Source organism: Nonomuraea jiangxiensis (assembly GCF_900099965.1).
In the GTDB taxonomy this organism is placed as follows: Bacteria; Actinomycetota; Actinomycetes; order Streptosporangiales; family Streptosporangiaceae; genus Nonomuraea; species Nonomuraea jiangxiensis.
The window spans coordinates 286,365-302,907 of record NZ_FNDJ01000010.1; the positions used below are offsets into that span (position 1 = coordinate 286,365).

Consider the following 16,543-nt stretch of genomic DNA (forward strand, 5'->3'; position numbering starts at 1 on the left):
GCGCGTGAAAATGGTTTTACGCCGATCGCCCAGGGCAGCGGAATCGGGAGCGGATATGGAATCGCGGCAGCAGGCCGGCCCTTCGACTCGTCATCGTCAGTCGTCAAGCAGCAGTGAAGAGCCATGTCTGAACTTTCTTTCAGCACCCACAATTCCGCCGGTATCACGGTCATAAAGGTTTCCGGAAAGCTCGACGGCACCGGTAACGAGGCACTCGACAGCTTCATCAAAAGTGCGCGGCACGCGCCCGACGACCTGCTGGTGTTCGACCTGTCCGAGCTGGAATTCCTGGACAGCACCGGGCTGCGCGCCTTGCTGGACGCCTATTCCTGCGCCGTTCGGCACGGGGCGAACGTGTATTTCGCCTCCTTGCAGGACGAGCCTGCCCGGCTGTTTTCCGCCACCGGGCTGGACACCGTTCTGCCCGTACACGCCAGCGTGGCCGAGGCCCTGCACGAGGCGTCCAGGCCCGCCGCCTGAGCTTGGTTCACCTGCCGCCCGTCGTGGCGATGCCGCGGAGGAAGTGCTTCTGGCCCAGGAAGAACAGCACGATCATCGGGATGGTGGTGATCACGCTGGCCGTCATGAGGATCTCCCAGTGCCACTGGCCGCCGAAGCCGAACTGGTCGAGCAGCGCCTTCAGCCCGCGGGGCACCGTGAAGGTGGAGGAGTCGCGCAGGTAGATGAGCGGCCGCATGAGGTCGGTCCACGCCGCCTGGAACTCGAACAGCAACGTGACCACGACCGCCGGCCGGCACAGCGGCAGCGCGATCCTGGTGAAGATCGTCCAGTTGCCGGCCCCGTCGACCCTGGCCGCCTCGAACGGCTCGCGCGGCAGCGTGAGGAAGAACTGCCGCAGCAGGAAGATGTAGAACGCGCTGCCGAACAGGTTCTGGGCCCAGAGCGGCGTTAGCGTGCCGACCATGCCCAGCGAGTTCCAGATGAGGTAGACCGGGATCATGGTGACCGCGCCCGGCAGCATCATGGTGGCCAGGACGACCCCGAACAGCAGATTCCTGCCCGGAAACCGGAAATAGGCGAAGCCCCACGCCACCATGGCGCTGGTGATCGTCACGGTCACCGCGGCCAGCACGGTCACCAGCAGCGTGTTGGCCATCCACAGCGCCAGCGGCGCCTCCCGCCAGATCTGGAGGTAGTTGTCGAACGTGAACGTCTCCGGCAGGATCCGGTGGTCGAACACCTCGCCGCGCGGCTTGAAGGAGGCGCTCACCAGCCAGACGAAGGGATAGAGGAACGCGACGGCGATCGCGCTGAGCGCCGCCCAGGTCAGGATCCTCCTGAGCCGCTTCACGAGTTTCTCCCCTCGTAGTGCACGAACCGCCTGGTGACCAGGATCTGTACGGCCGTGACCGCCATGATCACCAGGAACAGCACCCAGGCCAGCGCCGAGGCGTACCCCATGTGCAGGAACTCGAACGCCTGCCGGAACAGGTAGATCACGTAGAACAGCGCGGCGTCGTTGCTGTAGGTGGTGTTGCCCGCGCCGAAGAACGCGGTGTAGGCCTCGGTGAAGGACTGCAGGGCGTTGATGCTGTCCACGATGAACAGGAAGAACAGCGTCGGGCTGATCATCGGCACGGTGATGCGCAGCGTGCGCCGCCACCATCCGGCGCCGTCCACGAGGGCGGCGTCGTACAGTTCCTGGGGCACGCCGCGCAGGGCGGCCAGGATGATGACCACCGACGCGCCGACGGTCCACAGGCTCATCAGCACCAGGCCCGGCTTGACCCAGGCGGGGTCGGTGGTCCAGGCGGGCCCGTCGATGCCGAAGATCCCGAGGAAGCCGTTGACCAGGCCGCTCTGGCCGTTGAACAGCATCAGCAGCAGCATCCCGATCGCGACCGGCGGGGTCATCTTGGGCAGGAAGAACGCCGTGCGGAAGAAGCCGGTCGCCCGGGTGGCGCTGTTGAGCAGCAGTGCCAGCGCCAGCGAGACGACCAGTTGGGTCGGCACGGACATCACCGTGTAGACGAACGTGTTGCGCAGCGCCAGCCCCACCTTCGGGTCCTCGAAGAGGGCGACGTAGTTGTCCAGGCCGACGAACGACGGGTCGTTGATGACGTCGTAGTCGGTCAGCGACAGGTAGGCGCTGTTGATGACCGGCCACGCGGTGAAGATCACGAACCCGACGATCCAGGGGCTGATGAACAGCAGCGCCGCCCGGGTCTCGATCCACCGCAGGGACCGCCGCCGCGGCGCTCGGGCACTCGACGCGGGCATCTCAGTTCGTACGCCTGGTCCAGCCGGCCCAGGCCTTGTCCAGGGCCGCCTGGGCGTCGCGCTGGGCCCGGTCGAGTGCCGCCTTCGGCTCCTCCTGGCCGTTGAGCACCCGGTTCACCGCGTCCTGCCAGGCGGTCTCGAACTCGGCGTCCGCCGGGTTGGCGGGCAGGCTGAAGGTGTGCCGGTTGGCTTCGTAGAACGCCTTGACGCCGGCGTCCCAGGGCTCGCCGCCCGAGGTGAGCAGCCGCTCGATCTCGGCGTCGGCCTTGACGTTGCCGGTGAGGACGCCGGTGAACGGCTTCCCCTCGGCCTGGCGCTTGTCGAGGCGGGCCCGCGCGGCGGCCGTCCACGACTCGACCAGCGTCATGGTCTTGGCGAAGCGGCAGGCGGCCCCGGGGTTCGCGGCGCCCCTGGGGATGGCCCACGACGAGCCGGAGGCGTACGCCAGCGGCTGCCCCTGCGGCGTGCGGAAGGTGTCGAACGCCAGCGGCGCCTCGGGCGAGACGTCGTTGAGCACGTTGACGTACCACTGCTCCATCGGCATGGCGCCGAGGTCGTTGCGGGCGAACTGGTTGCCCTTGCCGAAGAAGTCCGCCGCGTCGCGCAGGGCCTTGACCTTGGCGAAGCCGCCCTGGGCGGTGTAGACGCCGACGGCGAACTCCAGCGCCTGGACCACCTTCGGGCTGTTGAGCTGGGCGGTCCTGCCGTCGGCGGAGAGCAGGTCGGCGCCGTTGGCCTTGGCCCACAGGGGCAGGAACTCCGGGAGCTTGCTGTCGAAGCCGATCACCTGCAGCTTGCCCCCGGGCGCCTTGTGCAGGGCCTTGGCGGCGGCGGTGATCCGGCCCCAGTCGGAGCCGTTGACGTCGTCGATGGTCAGCCCCGCCGCCTTGAGCAGGTCCGCGTTGGCCATCGTGATCTGGACCTGGTTGAACTCGGGGATGGCCCAGATTTCGTCGCCGAACGTGACCTGCGCGAGAGCGTTCTTGTCGTACATCGAGGTGTCGATCCGCTCGCCCTTGACGCACGCCGTCAGCGGGATGATCGCGCCCCGGGAGGCGAACGTGCCGATCTGGTCGCGGTTGGCGTAGATCAGGTCGGGCGGGTCGCCCGCGGCCACCGACGACAGGAACTGCTGGAGGTCCAGGTCGCCCTTGACCACGTTGACCTGCGCCCCGCCCAGCGACTTGCGGGCCAGGTCGAGGCGGGTCGAGCCGATCTCGTCCTCGCCGCCGAAGCCCATGACCGTGATGGCGCCGCCGTACGTGGCGCCGGGGTTGAACTGGCCGGCCGAGGGAGTCGGGCCCGCGGCGCCCCCGGTGCCCCTGGCGCATGAGGTGAGCACCAGGGCGAGCGACACCGGTAGCACGGCCCAGTGGACGATCGCACTTCTCATCGGGGGTTGCCTCCACTCGAGCGAGGCGCCTGGAACGGCGCCCGAAACCCCTGCCCAAGGTCAAGTTCCGTACACGCGCCCCTGGTCGGGAGGCCGAATTTGTTTTCGGACAGTGCGGGGATCACCCCCGTGAACTCATGGGGGATGCTCGCGCGCCGATGTACGTTTCATCGGCCGGCGGTGGGACCTGCCGGGGCCTTTCCGCATCGTCCCCGGTCAGAGGGGACGAAAGTGGGCACGGCGGTCTGGTGTCGCCTCGCGGGACGGCGGTTGTGCCGGCGGGGCTGGTTGGGACGGCGGGCCAGCGGTTACCGTCCGATCGGGCACGTCAGGGCGCGGAACCCGGACGCGCCCCGGTCCGGGGAGCTCCGCCCTCCGGGCCCCGACGAAGCCCCGCGTCTGGAGCCGGAATGCCAGGAAAACGCTGGGCAGCCCCCGTGCTGCTCGCCTTGTCCCTGCCACTGCTAGCCCCCGTGAACGCCCTGACCACACCGGTCGCCGCGGCGACCGCCCGCACGGACAGCGTCCAGCGGTCTGCCGTGGCCGCCACGGTGCCGCTGGAAGAGGTCAACACGATCACCACCCAGGTCGCCTTCGGGTTACGCCGTCCCACCGCCATCGCCGCTCCCGACGACGGGACGAACAGGCTGTTCATCACCGAGAAGAGCGGGACCGTCCGGGTCTACCACCCGGACACCGGCCTCGCACAGGCGCCGATCATCGACATCACGGCGTCGGTGGACGAGACCGGCAACGAGCGAGGACTGCTCGGCATCGCCCTCGCGCCCGACTTCGCCGCGAGCCAGGACGTGTACCTGGCCTACACCGCGCTGCCCGACGGCGCGGTGACCCTGGGCCGGTACCGGCTGGACGAGGCGCGCCTGGAGCCGCTGCTCTCCCAGGAGCACTCCGAGTACAGCAACCACAACGGCGGCCAGATCACCTTCGGCACCGACGGCTACCTGTACATGAGCATCGGCGACGGCGGCGCAGCCGGGGACCCCTTCGACAGCGGGCAGCGCGTGGACACCCTGCTGGGCAAGATCCTGCGCGTGGACGTGAGGCGGAGCTGCGGGGCCCTGCCCTACTGCGTTCCCCGGGACAACCCGTTCGCGGGGGTGGCGGGGGCGGACGGCCGCATCTGGTTGTACGGCGGCAGGAACCCCTGGCGCTTCTCCATCGATCCCGCGGACGGCTCGATGTGGGTCGCCGACGTCGGCCAGGGCAGCTGGGAGGAGATCAACCACCTCAGGCCCGGCCGGCAGGCCGGCGCGAACCTCGGCTGGTCCTGCTATGAGGGGCTGGTGGTGTTCGACGAGACCCAGTGCCGCTCCGGCGTCGAGTACACCATGCCGATCTTCACCTACTCCCCGCACACCGGCGGCTGCGCGGTCATCGGCGGCATGGTCTACCACGGCAGGCGGTTCGCCGACCTGGTCGGCGACACCTACATCGCCACCGACTACTGCTCCTCCACCGTGTGGGCGGTGCGCAAGAACGCCGCGGGCGGTTACACCACGGCCGAGATCGGCCAGACGCCCACGCAGGTCACCGCGTTCGGCGTCACCCCGGAGGGCGAGTTCTACGTGGTCAACGACCTTCCCGGGGGCCTGCACCGGGTCTCGTTCGAGCACGCGAAGCCGACCTGCCGGGTCGCGTACAAGGCGCAGGTCTGGGGTGGCGGCATGACCGTCGACCTCACCATCACCAACCTCGGCACCACCCCGATCAACGGCTGGACCCTGAGGTTCCCCCTCGCCCGGGGCCAGAAGGTCATCGGGGACTGGAACACCGACCTCACCCAGAGCGGTGACATCGTCAACGCGGTCAACGCCGCCCACAACGGCTCCATCGCCCCCGGCCGCAGCGTCACCCTGGGCTACGTCGCCGACCACACGGGCGACTCGTCCCCGCCGAGCCGCTTCTCCCTCAACCAGGACACCTGCGCCGTCACCCGCTGACCGAAGCCCGACAGCGGTGGCCCACCCCTCCGGCCACCGCTGTCATGTCCGCGCGGACCTCATGGGCCTCGGTGGCGGGAGGCCGTTTCCTTGGGGACGACCTGGAGGAAGATCGGGACGCTGCTCTTCAGCGGAGTCCCCGGTTGCGGGAACTGGCCGGCCACGACCCACTTCTTCGGGTCGGTGATCCCCTCGGGGTTCATGGGCATGACCCGCGCGGTGAACCCCAGTGCGGCGATCTTCGCGCGCGCGTCGTTCACCTCCTTGCGCCACAGCTCGGGCATCGTGGCGGCATCGGCGGGACGCGACGTGGCCGGGGCGGGGGCGAGCGGCGGAGCGGCGGCACGATCATCGGGCACGCCCACCAGCGCCAGGGCGGCGGCCGCCGCGGTCAGGGCGAGGCCCACGACGACGAACGCGGTGAGTAAGCGCGCTTCCGATCGGCTCACGCCCTCCTTTCTACGCCCTCAAGGTCACGATGGCGGCCTGCCTCAGAAGTAGTCGGGCGTGAGGTCGGTCGTGGGCCAGCTGGTCACGGAGGTGGCGGCGGCGTAGAGGACGGGGTCGATCGAGTCGAACTCGGGGGAGCCCTCCTCGGCCCTGCGGTTGAAGATCGCGCAGTAGCTGATGCCGTCCAGTATCCGGGCCAGGTAGCTCCACGTGCCGGACAGCGAGCCGTTGTGCCAGGTGTTCAGGCTGCCGAGGGTGTTCCTGCGTACGTACCAGCCCAGGCCGTACCACGATCCGCCGGAGCCCACCCCGGTCTCCGGCACGGCGAACGTGCGGGACAGCGAGGTGGAGTCGAGCACCGGCCCCGGGGCGTCGAACACGAAACCCCACTTGACCAGGTCGACGGCCGAGGCCACCCAACGGCCGTTGGACAGCTGGTTCTCCAGGTTGAAGCCGCCGTAGGGCCGGGGCACGCCGGCGCCGTCGTCGTTGAGCACCGTCTTGCGGGTGTCCTTCGAGTCGTACGTCACCTCGGTGGGCCAGGCCCGCGCGGCCAGGCTGCGGCCGAGCTGGAGACGGGTGATCCGCAGGGGCGAGAGCAGCGTCTGCCTGACGTAGGACTCGTAGCTCTGCCCGGTCACCTTCTCGATGATCCGGCCGAGCAGCAGGTAGCCGTAGTTGCTGTAGGCGACGCGTGAGCCGGGCGCGAAGTCGAGCCTGCGCGAGGTGGTGTACGCGATGATGTCGTCGAGGCCGACCGGCAGCGGTTCGTCGAGCACGGCCGAGATCGTGGCGTCGGCGAAGAGCTGGTCGATCGAGACGTTCCGGTCCCAGCCGCCGCTGTGCTGGAGCAGCCGCCACGGGGTCACGTCCGCCAGCCGGGGGTCGGCCTTGGGGGACAGCCCGAGCAGCTCGGTGACGGGGGTGCCGAGGTCCAGCCTGCCGTCCTGGGCCAGCCGGGCGACAGCCGCCGCGGTGATGTTCTTGCTCAGGCTGGCGATCCGGAACAGGGAGGTCGGTTGCACGGGGGTGGTGACCCCGGCGCGGGTGTACGACCCGTAGCCGCGGGCCAGCAGGATCTTGCCCCGCTTGGCCACCGCGAGCTGCGCGCACGTGATCCCGCGCTCCGCGATCCACTTCTGCACGGCCTGGTCGAACCCGGCCAGCTGCGGCGGGACGACCCCGGTCGTGACGGGCGCCCTCGAAGGGGCCTCCGCCGGCCGGACACCGAGCGCGACGGCGGGCACCACACCCGCGCTCGCCTGAAGCAGCCGGCGCCGGCTGATGGACACCACACGAACCTCCTGAGCCTCGGAGACCTCAGGAGATCTTTACTACCACAGTCAACACATTTGCGAACCAATAGTTGATTTTCCGGGCTCTCCGGGGGTCATGGAATGATCACTCGCTCCTGCTCGGTGGGCGGTGTTCCGCCGTGCCAGGGGACGACCTTGCCGAAGCGGATCAGCTCCCCGTACAGGACCGGGTCGACGTCCTCGGCGAGCACCAGGTCGAGCACGGCTCGCGCGGCCCGTTCAGGGGTCTGGGCGTGGCCGTAGTCGCTGAACCAGGGCCGGGAGGCCCGGGTGTCGACCATCCCGGGGCAGACGGAGGCGACCAGCGTGCCGGTGGCCAGGTCGCGCTCACGGCGCTCCGCGGCGACCGCCCGTACGGCGGCGACCTGCGCCACCTTGGAGGGCACGTTGATCCAGTGCGGCCAGCCGGCCGCGTCGAGCGTCCCGGCGTGGATGGCGCCGCGCCACGACTCGACGGCGGATTCGACCCGGTCGAGGGGGACGCCGTCGAACAGGCGGTGCAGCCGGGGGTCGAGGTGACCCAGGGTGCCCAGGCTGCTCGCCACCACGATGAGCCGCCCGCCGGGCCGCAGTACGGGGCCGTACGAGCGCAGGATCGTGTGGGTGGCGACGTTGGCGACGTCGATGAACTCGTCGGCCTGCGCGGCCTGCGACCGGTCGGGCACGAGCGGGGCGATGGCGTTGGAGATCACGATGTCCACGCCACCGTGCAGGTCGCGCAGTTCGGCGGCGAGCGCCGTCACGGCGGCGGTGTCGGTGACGTCGAGCAGCCGGCCCTCGACCCGGCTGCGGCTGCGGGGCGAGCGCGCGACCTCGCCGGCGGCCTGCGCGACCCGCCCGGCGTCGCGGCCGGTGAGCAGGACGAGGTCGGCGGGGTCCAGCCGAGCCGCCAGTCCCTCGACGAGGGCGCGGCCGAGACCTTGGGTCGCCCCGGTGACCAGGGCGATGCGGGGAGCGTTCATGCCTGCCACGCTAGGAAGCCGGCCAGGCATGAGTCCAACGAAAGTTACGCACGCATGGTATGCGTTGACGTCATGGACTTCTCGGACGTCTCGCTGACCGCGCTGCGGGTCTTCCGCACCGTGGCCGAGCAGGGCAGCTTCACCGCCGCCGCGACGGCGCTGGGCTACACCCAGTCGGCGGTGTCCCGGCAGATCGCCTCGATCGAGCGGGTGGCGGGCGCGACCCTGCTGGAAAGACGCCGTGACGGAGCCCGGCTCACCGCCGCCGGCCGCGTCGTGCTGCGCCGGGCGAGGACCGTGCTCGACGAGATCGACGCCGCGGCGCGCGAGCTGTCGGGGTTGCCCGCCGAGGCGGCGGTCGTACGGCTCGGCTGGTTCCCCAGCTCCGGCGCCGTGGTGGTGGCCAGGGCCCTCGCCGCGCTGCGCCGTACGGACCCGGCCATCACGGTGGTCAGCCGCGAGGGCGGCAGCCCGGCACTCGTACGCGCGCTGCGGGCCGGCAGCCTGGACCTTGCCCTGCTGGCCTCGATGCCGCCGTTCCGGCCGCCGGACGCCGAGTCGCCCCCGCTGGTCGTGCAGACGCTCGCCGAGCGCGGGCTGCGCCTGGCCGTGCCCGCCTCCCACCCGCTGGCCCGCGGCGACTTCGTCGACGTGACCGACCTGCGCGGGCAGCGGTGGATCGCCGCCCCGGCTTCGGGCGAGGAGAAGCTGATGGGGGTGTGGCCCGGCCTGGACGAGCGGCCCGACATCGCCCACACCGCGCGGGACTGGCTGGCCAAGCTCCACCTGGTCGCGGCCGGTTGCGGGCTGACCACCGTGCCGGTGTCGCTGGCCGCCGCCGCGCCCGAGGGCGTACGCATCCTGCCGGTGCGCGGTGGCCCGCGGGAGCAGCGCCGCCTGCTGCTGGCCCGGCTCCCGCATCCGCCGGGGGAGCCGGTCATCCGGGTCGCGGCGGCCCTGCGGGACGCGGCGGTCATGGCCGGCCCGGCGGGGTGAGGCCCGCCGCGGCTTGACCGGCCGGGTTGACATCCGGATTCGGTCGGCGGGCCGTGCGCATCCCTCACCTGGGGGACTGTGAGGGTTTACTCAGGTTGACCGCGTAACGTGACCGGGTGTCCATCAACCTGGCCGCCCGCGAAGGCGGCGGCGCGCCGCGGGCCGAGGTCCAGCCGCAGGCGCCCGCGCCGGCCCGCCGACAGACCTGGTTGGACGCCCTGCGCGGGGTGGCCGTGCTCGCCGTGCTCTTCGAACACCTGCTGGACCCGCTCTTTCCCGAAGTGCGCGCGACCGTCAGCCCGTGGTTCGACTTCGGCCAGTACGGCGTCCTGGTGTTCTTCCTCATCAGCGGTTACGTGGTGCCGGCCTCGCTCGAACGGCGCGGTAGCGTCGCCGGTTTCTGGATCAACCGCGCGTTCCGCCTCTATCCGCTGTGGATCCTCGCGGCCGTGGCCGGCACCGCGTTCGGCGTCGTGCAGGTGTACTCCGCCCTGCCCGGGCAGCTGGGCGACCACCCGGTCACGTCCGCAGTCGCTCACCTGACGATGCTCCAGGACGTCCTGCAGGTGGTCAGCGTCGTCAACGTGTTCTGGACGCTGACCTACGAGATGGTGTTCTACCTGCTGGTGACCGCGCTCTTCGTGGCCGGGCGGCATCGCGTGAGCACCGCCGGCACGCTCGTGCTCGCGATGGCGGCCGTGCTCGTGGGCGGCGTGTTGCCGGCCGGCGCCCTGTCACGCGGTCTCGGCGGCGAGGCCGCCGTGCTGGTCGCGACCGCCGTGCTGGTGCTGGGGCTCGCCGCGATCCTCGGCGGTGACCATCGCGTACGGCTCTGCGGCGCGGCCGCCGTGGGCCTCCTGGCCGTCGTACTGCTCGGGACCAACAGCCGGGTCGGCGCGTGGGAGAGCCTGGCCATCGTCACCACGATGTTCGCCGGGACGGCGCTCTACCGCCTGGACCAGGGGCAGCTTGGTCGCGGGCTGGGGAGATGGGTGATCGGGCTGGTGCCGGTGGTGTGCGTCACCGCCGCGTTCTGGTTCGGTCCTGGCTGGACGATGTCCGAGGAGAAGGCGCTGGCGTTCAGGTGGAGCTGGTCCGCCGCCGTGGCCGGGGCCTGGCTGACCTTCGCGGCCGGCCGGCTGCTGCGGTCGTACGCGCTGCCTCGGTTCCTGGCGCGTCTCGGGCTGATCAGCTATTCCGTCTACCTGCTGCACCCCCTCGCGGTGCAGATCCTGCGCCGGCTGGTCTGGGACCCCGCGCCGGTCCCGCTCGCCTGGCGGATCACCTGGTCCGTAGTGCTGCTGGCCGTGGTCGTCGCCTGCTCCGCCCTGACCTACCGGTTCGTCGAGCAGCCGGCCCAGCGACTCGGCCGCCGCCTGGCGCGTGCGACCACCCGTTGAGCCGGGTGGCCCGGCGCGCTCAGGCGGCCGGAGGCTCCTGTGGACGCCCGGTCACGTGTCCGGGGGATTCAACCGCGTGTGATCACTTCCTGTCCCAGCGAAGAGTACGCGACGTTCCTGCTCGTCTCCGGGAGTGAGCCGAGCTTGTTGACCTCGTTCGTCAACCCTTCGAGAACCGCGCGCAACTGGACCTGCGTGACCTCCGCGAAGGTACGCAGGTAGGCGATGCGGCGTTCGAGCTCCTCGGCCTCGACCGACTGGACCTCGCCACTCGAGCGATAGGTCTTGACCGCCTGGCTGGCGGCCTCCTCCGCCTGGTGCTGGGCCTCCACCAGCATCTGCTCGTACTGCTGGCGTGCCTGCGCCACCAGGCGGCGGGCGTAGTCCTCGGCCTCGGCTATCTGGGCGTCCGCCGTCTGCTGGGCGCGGGAGAGCAGGTTGACCGCGTCGACGTTGAGCCTGGCTCGCTGCGCGCTCGGGCCGGTGACGTCGGTGCCGCGCTCCTTGTACCAGTTCCGCAGGCGCTCGACCTCCGCACGCAGGTCGGCCTTCTCCATGTCGCCGGCCGCGATGTCGTCGGCGATGCGGTACAGGAAGCTGCGTACCTCATCCTCGCTGTAGCCGCGGCGCCCGAGGGCGGTACGTGAGAAGTCCTTGTTCCGTACCCGATCCGGCGTAAGTCGCTGGGGATCGTTCGATGTGCCATGTGCCCATGGCGTCTCTCCCGTCACTGCGCCCTACCTCCAGCACTCGTGAACTCGTCGAAACGGATTTGCCCCGGTGGCACGCCGGCATCCAGGAGCCGGGAGACCGACTGCTGGACCATCTCCTCGGAACCGCAGACGTAGACGTCCTGGCCGCGATACGCCCGCAACGCGACGTCCACCGCCATGCCGTGCTCGCCGCTGTAGAAGGCGTCCCTGGACACCACGGGCACCACGCTCAGCCAGGGGTGCTCGACGTTCAGCTTGGACAGGGCCTCGATGTCGTACAGCTCCCTGGAGGTCCGGGCCCCCACGAAGAGACGGACGTCACGGCGCGGCCCCTCGTAGGCCATCTGCTCCACGAGCGACTTGAGGGGTGCCAGGCCGGTGCCGCCCGCGATCAGGATCAGGTCCCTGGGCGGGTTGGCGTCGAGCGTCAGCCGGTCGCCCACCGGCGCGGCGACCTTCAGGATGTCGCCCCGCTGCGTGCCGTGCACCAGGGCCGTGCTGACCACGCCGCCGTCGACCACACGAACGTGCAGGTCAATGGTGTTGTCGCGGCGCGGGGCGTTGGCGAAGGAGTAGTACCGCCACAGTTTCGGCCGCAGCGCGCACGAGATCGACGCGGACTGCCCCGCACGGAAGGGATAGGGGTAGTTCAGGCGGGCACGGATCACCGCGATGCCGGGGGCGCGCACCTCGTGCATGATGATCTCGCCCTCCCACCAGGGTGGCGACGTCGCCGACGACTCCTCGGCCGCCTCGGTCATGACCTTGGCGACCAGGCTGTACGCCTGCGTCCAGTCGCGGGCCAGGGCAGGTGTCCAGCGATCGCCGAGGAAGTGCTCCAGGGTGGCGAGCAGTGCCTGCCCGACCGCGGGATAGTGCTGCGCGACCACGGAGAACTTGCGGTGGTCGCGGCCGAGTTGCTGGAGGAAGGGGACCAGTTCGTCCACCCGGTCGACGTTGCTGACGATGTGCCCGAGCGCGCCCACGAGCCGGTCCCGCTGGGCGGCCATGGAGACCGGGAACAGGCCGCGCGCTTCCGGGTACATCAGGAACAGGGCCGAGTAGAAGAACAGCGGCACCTGGTCACCCGACTGGGCCACCAGGTGCCAGCTACCCTTTAACGCTTGCGTGTCCACTTACCCGGCTGCTCCTGCGGGCTGCGCCACGATGGACCCGCGCACCTGGCCCAGGACCGTGACGACATGCTCTACGAGGTCCTCCCCGGCACCCTGCTCCCGGAGCGCCGCGACGAGCAGGCTGCCGACCTTCTCGTAGTGCGCTCCGGTGACGCCCATGTCCCGGTGGGCGTCGGCCAGGTCGGCGCCTTCGTACACCTCCGGGCCGCCGAGAACGGAGCACAGCAGCATGACCATGTGCCGCTTGAGCCTCGGCAGGTCGACGTCGGTGAAGTACGGCTGGAGCTCGGGGTCGGCCAGCACGGCGACGTAAAACCGGTCGACCACTTCGCGGACGGTCGCGGCGCCGACTTGCTCATAGTACGAACCCATAGGGGTTACCAATCCTCCCAAATCGGATAAATTCCTGCGTGTTCGTGGAGAGTGACTACGCTGATCAGCGCTGTCGCGGCGCCTTTCCGGGTGGGTGGCCGCCGACGGGTCGCCGAGCGTTGCCCCCGGGTCTGCCCTCGCTTCGCGGGTCCACACCTGAGGCGGCGTGTTCACTTCGGGGCGCGGTGCGGCAGGTGCGCGGGTGGTGGTCTCGGGCGGCTCGTCCGCCGTGGCCTCCCGGGAACGGCGCCGGGCCCTCAGCGGGAGAGGGTGAGCCAACCAGCGGGGAGCGGGCCGAAGCGGGATCGACGGAACGCGGCGGCGGGATCATATCGCCACCTGCCGCCGACTCCACCGTCACAGCGAGTGCTGTGCGTGGCCTGAACGCCATGCATGCCCCCGTCGAGCGGATCCTGTGCAGGCCATGAGCTTGACTGGACCTAACCCTGAAGGTTTTCTGACCACGTGAACATTTCTCAGGAACACTAGGGGCTGTTCACACCGCTCGCAACCCGTATCACAATGACAACACGGCGTGTCCGATATGTCCGACTTCTCTCCGGTTGTGCCGCCGACCTGCCCGAAGAGACCCCTGTAGGTGATCGTTTCGTAGCGGTGACGTTGCGCTGTTGTGATGGTCCCCACACGGCTGGGGATGATCTGGATGATCACCGCATGGCTAAGCGGGCGCCCCTCTCGTGAGGAACGCCCGCGTGGTTCTTACGTCTCCGGCCCCCTCATCGGAGCCGGCAGGTTTGGTCACCGGTAGTTGTGGTAGCCGCTCCAGCCGAAGTGGTCGTTCCAGCCGTAGCCGCCCCTGAACCTGATGTCGTCGACGTCGGACGGGAAGAAGATCGGGTTGCCCTTGTCGTAGAAGCTCTTGGTGGAGTAGCGCTTGTAGTGGTGCCAGCGGCCGTCCCTCTTGTAGTAGACGTCGAAGAAGGTGTAGCCGCGGTCGTGACGGTCGCGGTCCCACAGCTGGAAGTCGAGCCAATAGCGGCCGCCCTTACGGCCCCACTGGTAGGCGATGCGGCCGTCGCGACCGCCGACGTTGACGTACCTCCAGCCGGAAGACGCCTGGGAAGCGGTGCTCGCGGTGGTCGCAGCGGTCGCGGTGCTCGCGGCCGAAGCCGTCGCGGCCGAGGCGGCCGGTGCGGCGAAGATCCCCGCGGCCAGAGCACCGGCGACAGCGGTGCCGACGAGCAGCTTGCGAACGTTTCGCAACAGAATTCCTCCATGGTGCGGGCGTTCTCGGGACAGGAAAACGCCGGATTCCCCGAGCCGGACGGGGGCTTCCCGTTCCGGACGACGCCTACGTTAGGAAGGTCGGGGTATCGGGATCTGCGGACAAATCCACACAAGCCCCGAAGGTGAACTACTTCACACCGACCACGCCTGCCCCAGCGGTTGTTGGACTTTCGGCCGAGGTGGGCGGCCGATGGACCGACGTATCGTGCCCGTCTGTGCGAAGTGGGTCCGCGATACCAGGGGGCGTCATGGGTTGGTGGCCTCCCGGTCCGACCGCGGTGTTGATCGGGGTGGCCGCGGCGAGTGCCGGGTTGAGCACGGTGGGCCTGTGGTGGGCGGTGGCGACCGCGGTGGCGGCGTTCCTGGCGGGGATGCGGCCGGGTCCGGCCCGGCCGGCGGTGCTCGTACTGGTCGGCGTGCTCGCGGTCGGCATGGTGGTGGTCGTCGTCGTTCCGGCCTGGCTGGCGCAAGGGGACCGGTTCCTGGCGGTGGTGGTCGGGGCGGCGATGGTGCCCTGGTTCGCGGGCCGGTTCTGGCGCCAGTACCGCGAGCTGGTCCGGGCCGGTTGGGAGCGGGCCGAAAGCCTGGAGCGCGAGCAGGGGCTGCTCGCCGAGCGGGTACGGTTGCGCGAGCGGACGCTCATCGCCCAGGACATGCACGACGTCCTGGGGCACGAACTCAGCCTGATCGCCCTGGCGGCCGGGGCGCTGCACCTCGACTCCGATCTGGCGCCGGAGCACCGGGCGGCCGCCCAGGACATCAGGGCGCGGGCAGGGACGGCCGTGGAGCGGCTCGGCGAGGTCATCGGCGTCCTGCGCGAGGACGGCCGGCCCGGCGGGCCCGCCGGCGGGACCGTCTCCGACCTGGTCAGGCGGGCGTCGGCGGCGGGACTGCCCGTCACGCTGCACGTCGAGGGCGAGGCGGGCCGGGTGCCGCCGGTGGCCGAGCGCGCCGCCTACCGGGTCGTGCAGGAGGCGCTGACGAACGCGGCCAAGCACGCGCCGGACGCGAGCGTGACCGTGCGACTGCGGTACACGGACACGGAGATACAGGTCGTAGTGGACAGCGGCCCCCCGACGGCCACTGGTCGCGCGAGGGGGAGCGGCCCCGCGACGGCCACCGGCCTCGCGACGGCGGCTCGGTCCGTGGCGGCGGCGGGTGGTGGGTGGGGGCTCGTCGGGCTGGATGAGCGCGTCCGGCTGGCCGGGGGAGTCCTCGTCCACGGTCCCACCGGCCGGGGTTTCACCGTGTCGGCCCGGCTGCCGCGCGATCGGGCGGCCCACACCGGATTCCCCGCGGAGGACCCCGTGGTGCCGCGTGAGCGCCGCCGGGTCCACCGGAACGTCCGCCGTACCGTGGCCGTCGCGATCATGCTGCCCGTCGCGACGGCCGTGGTGGTCGGCGGCCTGCTGCGGACGTGGGAGATCCTGGCCGTTCGGCACTCGGTGCTGGCCCCGGACCTCTACGCCGGCCTGCGGATCGGCCAGCCGCGCCCGGACCTGGCCCGGCTGCTGCCGGAACAGCAGACCGCCCGCCGCCCGCCCGCCGCCGAACCCGCGGCACCCGGCACGACGTGCGAGTATTACGCGATGACAGCCGACCCCTTCGACGACCGGTACGCGGACGCCTACCGGCTGTGCTTCCGCGCCGGCCGGCTGGAGTCCGCGGACGCCCTGGTCGCCCGGTGATCCGGGTCCTGGTGGCCGACGACGAGCCGATGGTCAGAGCGGGCGTACGGGCCATCCTGGCCACCGATCCCGGCATCTCCGTCGTGGCCGAGGCCGCCACCGGCCACGAGGCCGTGGAACTGGTCCAGCGTCACCGGCCCGAGGTGGCCATGCTCGACATCCGCATGCCCGGCGGCGACGGCATCGAGGCGGCGGCCGAGATCCGCAGGACGGTTCCGGCCACCGGGGTGGTCATCCTGACGACGTTCGGTGAGGACGACTACATCCTGGAGGCACTCGGTCATGGTGCGGCGGGCTTCCTGATCAAGTCCGGTGATCCCCAGGAGCTGATCGCGGGGGTCCGGGCGGTGGCCGACGGCGGGGCGTACCTGTCACCGAAGGTCGCGGCGCGGGTCGTCGCCCACCTCGCCGCCGGTGACACCGCGATGCTGGCCGGACGGCGCCGCGCCGCCCGCGGCCTGGTCGACGCGCTGACCGTCAGGGAGCGCGAGGTGCTGGCCCATCTCGGCGGCGGGCTGTCCAACGGGCAGATCGCGCGCCGGCTGCACGTCGCCGAGGGCACGGTCAAGGCCCACGTCAGTTCCATTTTGATGCGGCTGGACGTGCCCAACCGGGCGGCGGCGGCCGTCGTGGCGCACGAGGCGGGCATCGTTCCTGAGCAGTGATG

Annotated in this window: 16 protein-coding genes; 6 read left to right on the forward strand and 10 right to left on the reverse strand. The window is 70.6% G+C overall.

Features of this window, described 5'->3' with window-relative positions; all coding sequences use genetic code 11:
* The first annotated feature begins 123 nt into the window (after positions 1–123).
* The gene (locus tag BLS95_RS23250) at positions 124–480 is read left to right on the forward strand and encodes an STAS domain-containing protein (protein ID WP_090934731.1); all 357 of its coding nucleotides are present in this window, start codon (positions 124–126) and stop codon (positions 478–480) included.
* Between the two features lie 7 nt (positions 481–487).
* Here the strand turns inward: BLS95_RS23250 and BLS95_RS23255 are convergent, their stop codons facing one another.
* The 3 genes from BLS95_RS23255 to BLS95_RS23265 are packed head-to-tail and all read right to left on the reverse strand — an operon-like array spanning position 488 to position 3,634.
* On the reverse strand, positions 488–1,312 hold the full coding sequence (locus BLS95_RS23255; RefSeq protein ID WP_218135943.1) for a carbohydrate ABC transporter permease: 825 nt from the start codon (positions 1,310–1,312) through the stop codon (positions 488–490).
* Positions 1,309–2,241, reverse strand: coding sequence for a carbohydrate ABC transporter permease (locus BLS95_RS23260; protein ID WP_090934734.1), 933 nt, complete (start codon positions 2,239–2,241; stop codon positions 1,309–1,311). The genes BLS95_RS23255 and BLS95_RS23260 overlap by 4 nt, the downstream gene beginning before the upstream one ends.
* Position 2,242: 1 nt before the next feature.
* Positions 2,243–3,634 carry an extracellular solute-binding protein gene (locus tag BLS95_RS23265; RefSeq protein WP_090934737.1) on the reverse strand — a complete coding sequence of 464 codons (1,392 nt, stop codon included), beginning with the start codon at positions 3,632–3,634 and terminating at the stop codon, positions 2,243–2,245.
* 410 nt (positions 3,635–4,044) lie between these two features.
* On the opposite strand from BLS95_RS23265, the gene BLS95_RS23270 reads away from it, so the two are divergent.
* Positions 4,045–5,595, forward strand: coding sequence for a PQQ-dependent sugar dehydrogenase (locus BLS95_RS23270; protein WP_090934740.1), 1,551 nt, complete (start codon positions 4,045–4,047; stop codon positions 5,593–5,595).
* Positions 5,596–5,654: 59 nt separating this feature from the next.
* On the opposite strand, the gene BLS95_RS23275 is transcribed toward BLS95_RS23270, so the two are convergent.
* The 3 genes from BLS95_RS23275 to BLS95_RS23285 form a co-directional block, all read right to left on the reverse strand.
* The gene (locus tag BLS95_RS23275) at positions 5,655–6,044 is read right to left on the reverse strand and encodes a PASTA domain-containing protein (RefSeq protein ID WP_090934742.1); all 390 of its coding nucleotides are present in this window, start codon (positions 6,042–6,044) and stop codon (positions 5,655–5,657) included.
* A 42-nt stretch (positions 6,045–6,086) separates the two neighbouring features.
* A complete protein-coding gene (locus BLS95_RS23280) occupies positions 6,087–7,340 on the reverse strand; it encodes a serine hydrolase domain-containing protein (RefSeq protein WP_090934745.1) in 1,254 nt (417 codons plus the stop codon).
* Positions 7,341–7,435: 95 nt separating this feature from the next.
* Positions 7,436–8,323 carry an SDR family NAD(P)-dependent oxidoreductase gene (locus BLS95_RS23285; protein WP_090934748.1) on the reverse strand — a complete coding sequence of 296 codons (888 nt, stop codon included), beginning with the start codon at positions 8,321–8,323 and terminating at the stop codon, positions 7,436–7,438.
* A gap of 72 nt (positions 8,324–8,395) precedes the next feature.
* On the opposite strand from BLS95_RS23285, the gene BLS95_RS23290 reads away from it, so the two are divergent.
* Together BLS95_RS23290 and BLS95_RS23295 are read left to right on the forward strand one after the other, a co-directional pair.
* Positions 8,396–9,319: a LysR family transcriptional regulator gene (locus BLS95_RS23290; RefSeq protein ID WP_090934753.1), complete on the forward strand. Its 924-nt coding sequence runs from the start codon at positions 8,396–8,398 to the stop codon at positions 9,317–9,319.
* 116 nt (positions 9,320–9,435) lie between these two features.
* Positions 9,436–10,719 carry an acyltransferase family protein gene (locus BLS95_RS23295; protein ID WP_090934757.1) on the forward strand — a complete coding sequence of 428 codons (1,284 nt, stop codon included), beginning with the start codon at positions 9,436–9,438 and terminating at the stop codon, positions 10,717–10,719.
* A 68-nt stretch (positions 10,720–10,787) separates the two neighbouring features.
* Here the strand turns inward: BLS95_RS23295 and BLS95_RS23300 are convergent, their stop codons facing one another.
* From BLS95_RS23300 to BLS95_RS23315, 4 genes are all read right to left on the reverse strand, one after another.
* Positions 10,788–11,450 (reverse strand): DivIVA domain-containing protein, encoded by a 663-nt coding sequence (locus BLS95_RS23300; protein WP_090934760.1) that lies wholly within the window; start codon positions 11,448–11,450, stop codon positions 10,788–10,790.
* Entirely contained in the window at positions 11,447–12,568 is a 1,122-nt protein-coding gene (locus BLS95_RS23305; protein ID WP_090934763.1) for a globin domain-containing protein, read from the reverse strand. The genes BLS95_RS23300 and BLS95_RS23305 overlap by 4 nt, the downstream gene beginning before the upstream one ends.
* Complete coding sequence (locus tag BLS95_RS23310; protein WP_090934765.1) at positions 12,569–12,940, reverse strand: group I truncated hemoglobin; 372 nt, start codon at positions 12,938–12,940, stop codon at positions 12,569–12,571.
* A gap of 759 nt (positions 12,941–13,699) precedes the next feature.
* Positions 13,700–14,164 (reverse strand): hypothetical protein, encoded by a 465-nt coding sequence (locus BLS95_RS23315; protein WP_090934768.1) that lies wholly within the window; start codon positions 14,162–14,164, stop codon positions 13,700–13,702.
* A 272-nt stretch (positions 14,165–14,436) separates the two neighbouring features.
* Here BLS95_RS23315 and BLS95_RS23320 point away from each other — a divergent pair, with 272 nt between their 5' ends.
* The gene (locus BLS95_RS23320; protein ID WP_218135944.1) at positions 14,437–15,876 is read left to right on the forward strand and encodes a sensor histidine kinase; all 1,440 of its coding nucleotides are present in this window, start codon (positions 14,437–14,439) and stop codon (positions 15,874–15,876) included.
* Positions 15,873–16,541 (forward strand): response regulator transcription factor, encoded by a 669-nt coding sequence (locus BLS95_RS23325; RefSeq protein WP_090934771.1) that lies wholly within the window; start codon positions 15,873–15,875, stop codon positions 16,539–16,541. The genes BLS95_RS23320 and BLS95_RS23325 overlap by 4 nt, the downstream gene beginning before the upstream one ends.
* Positions 16,542–16,543 lie beyond the last annotated feature (2 nt).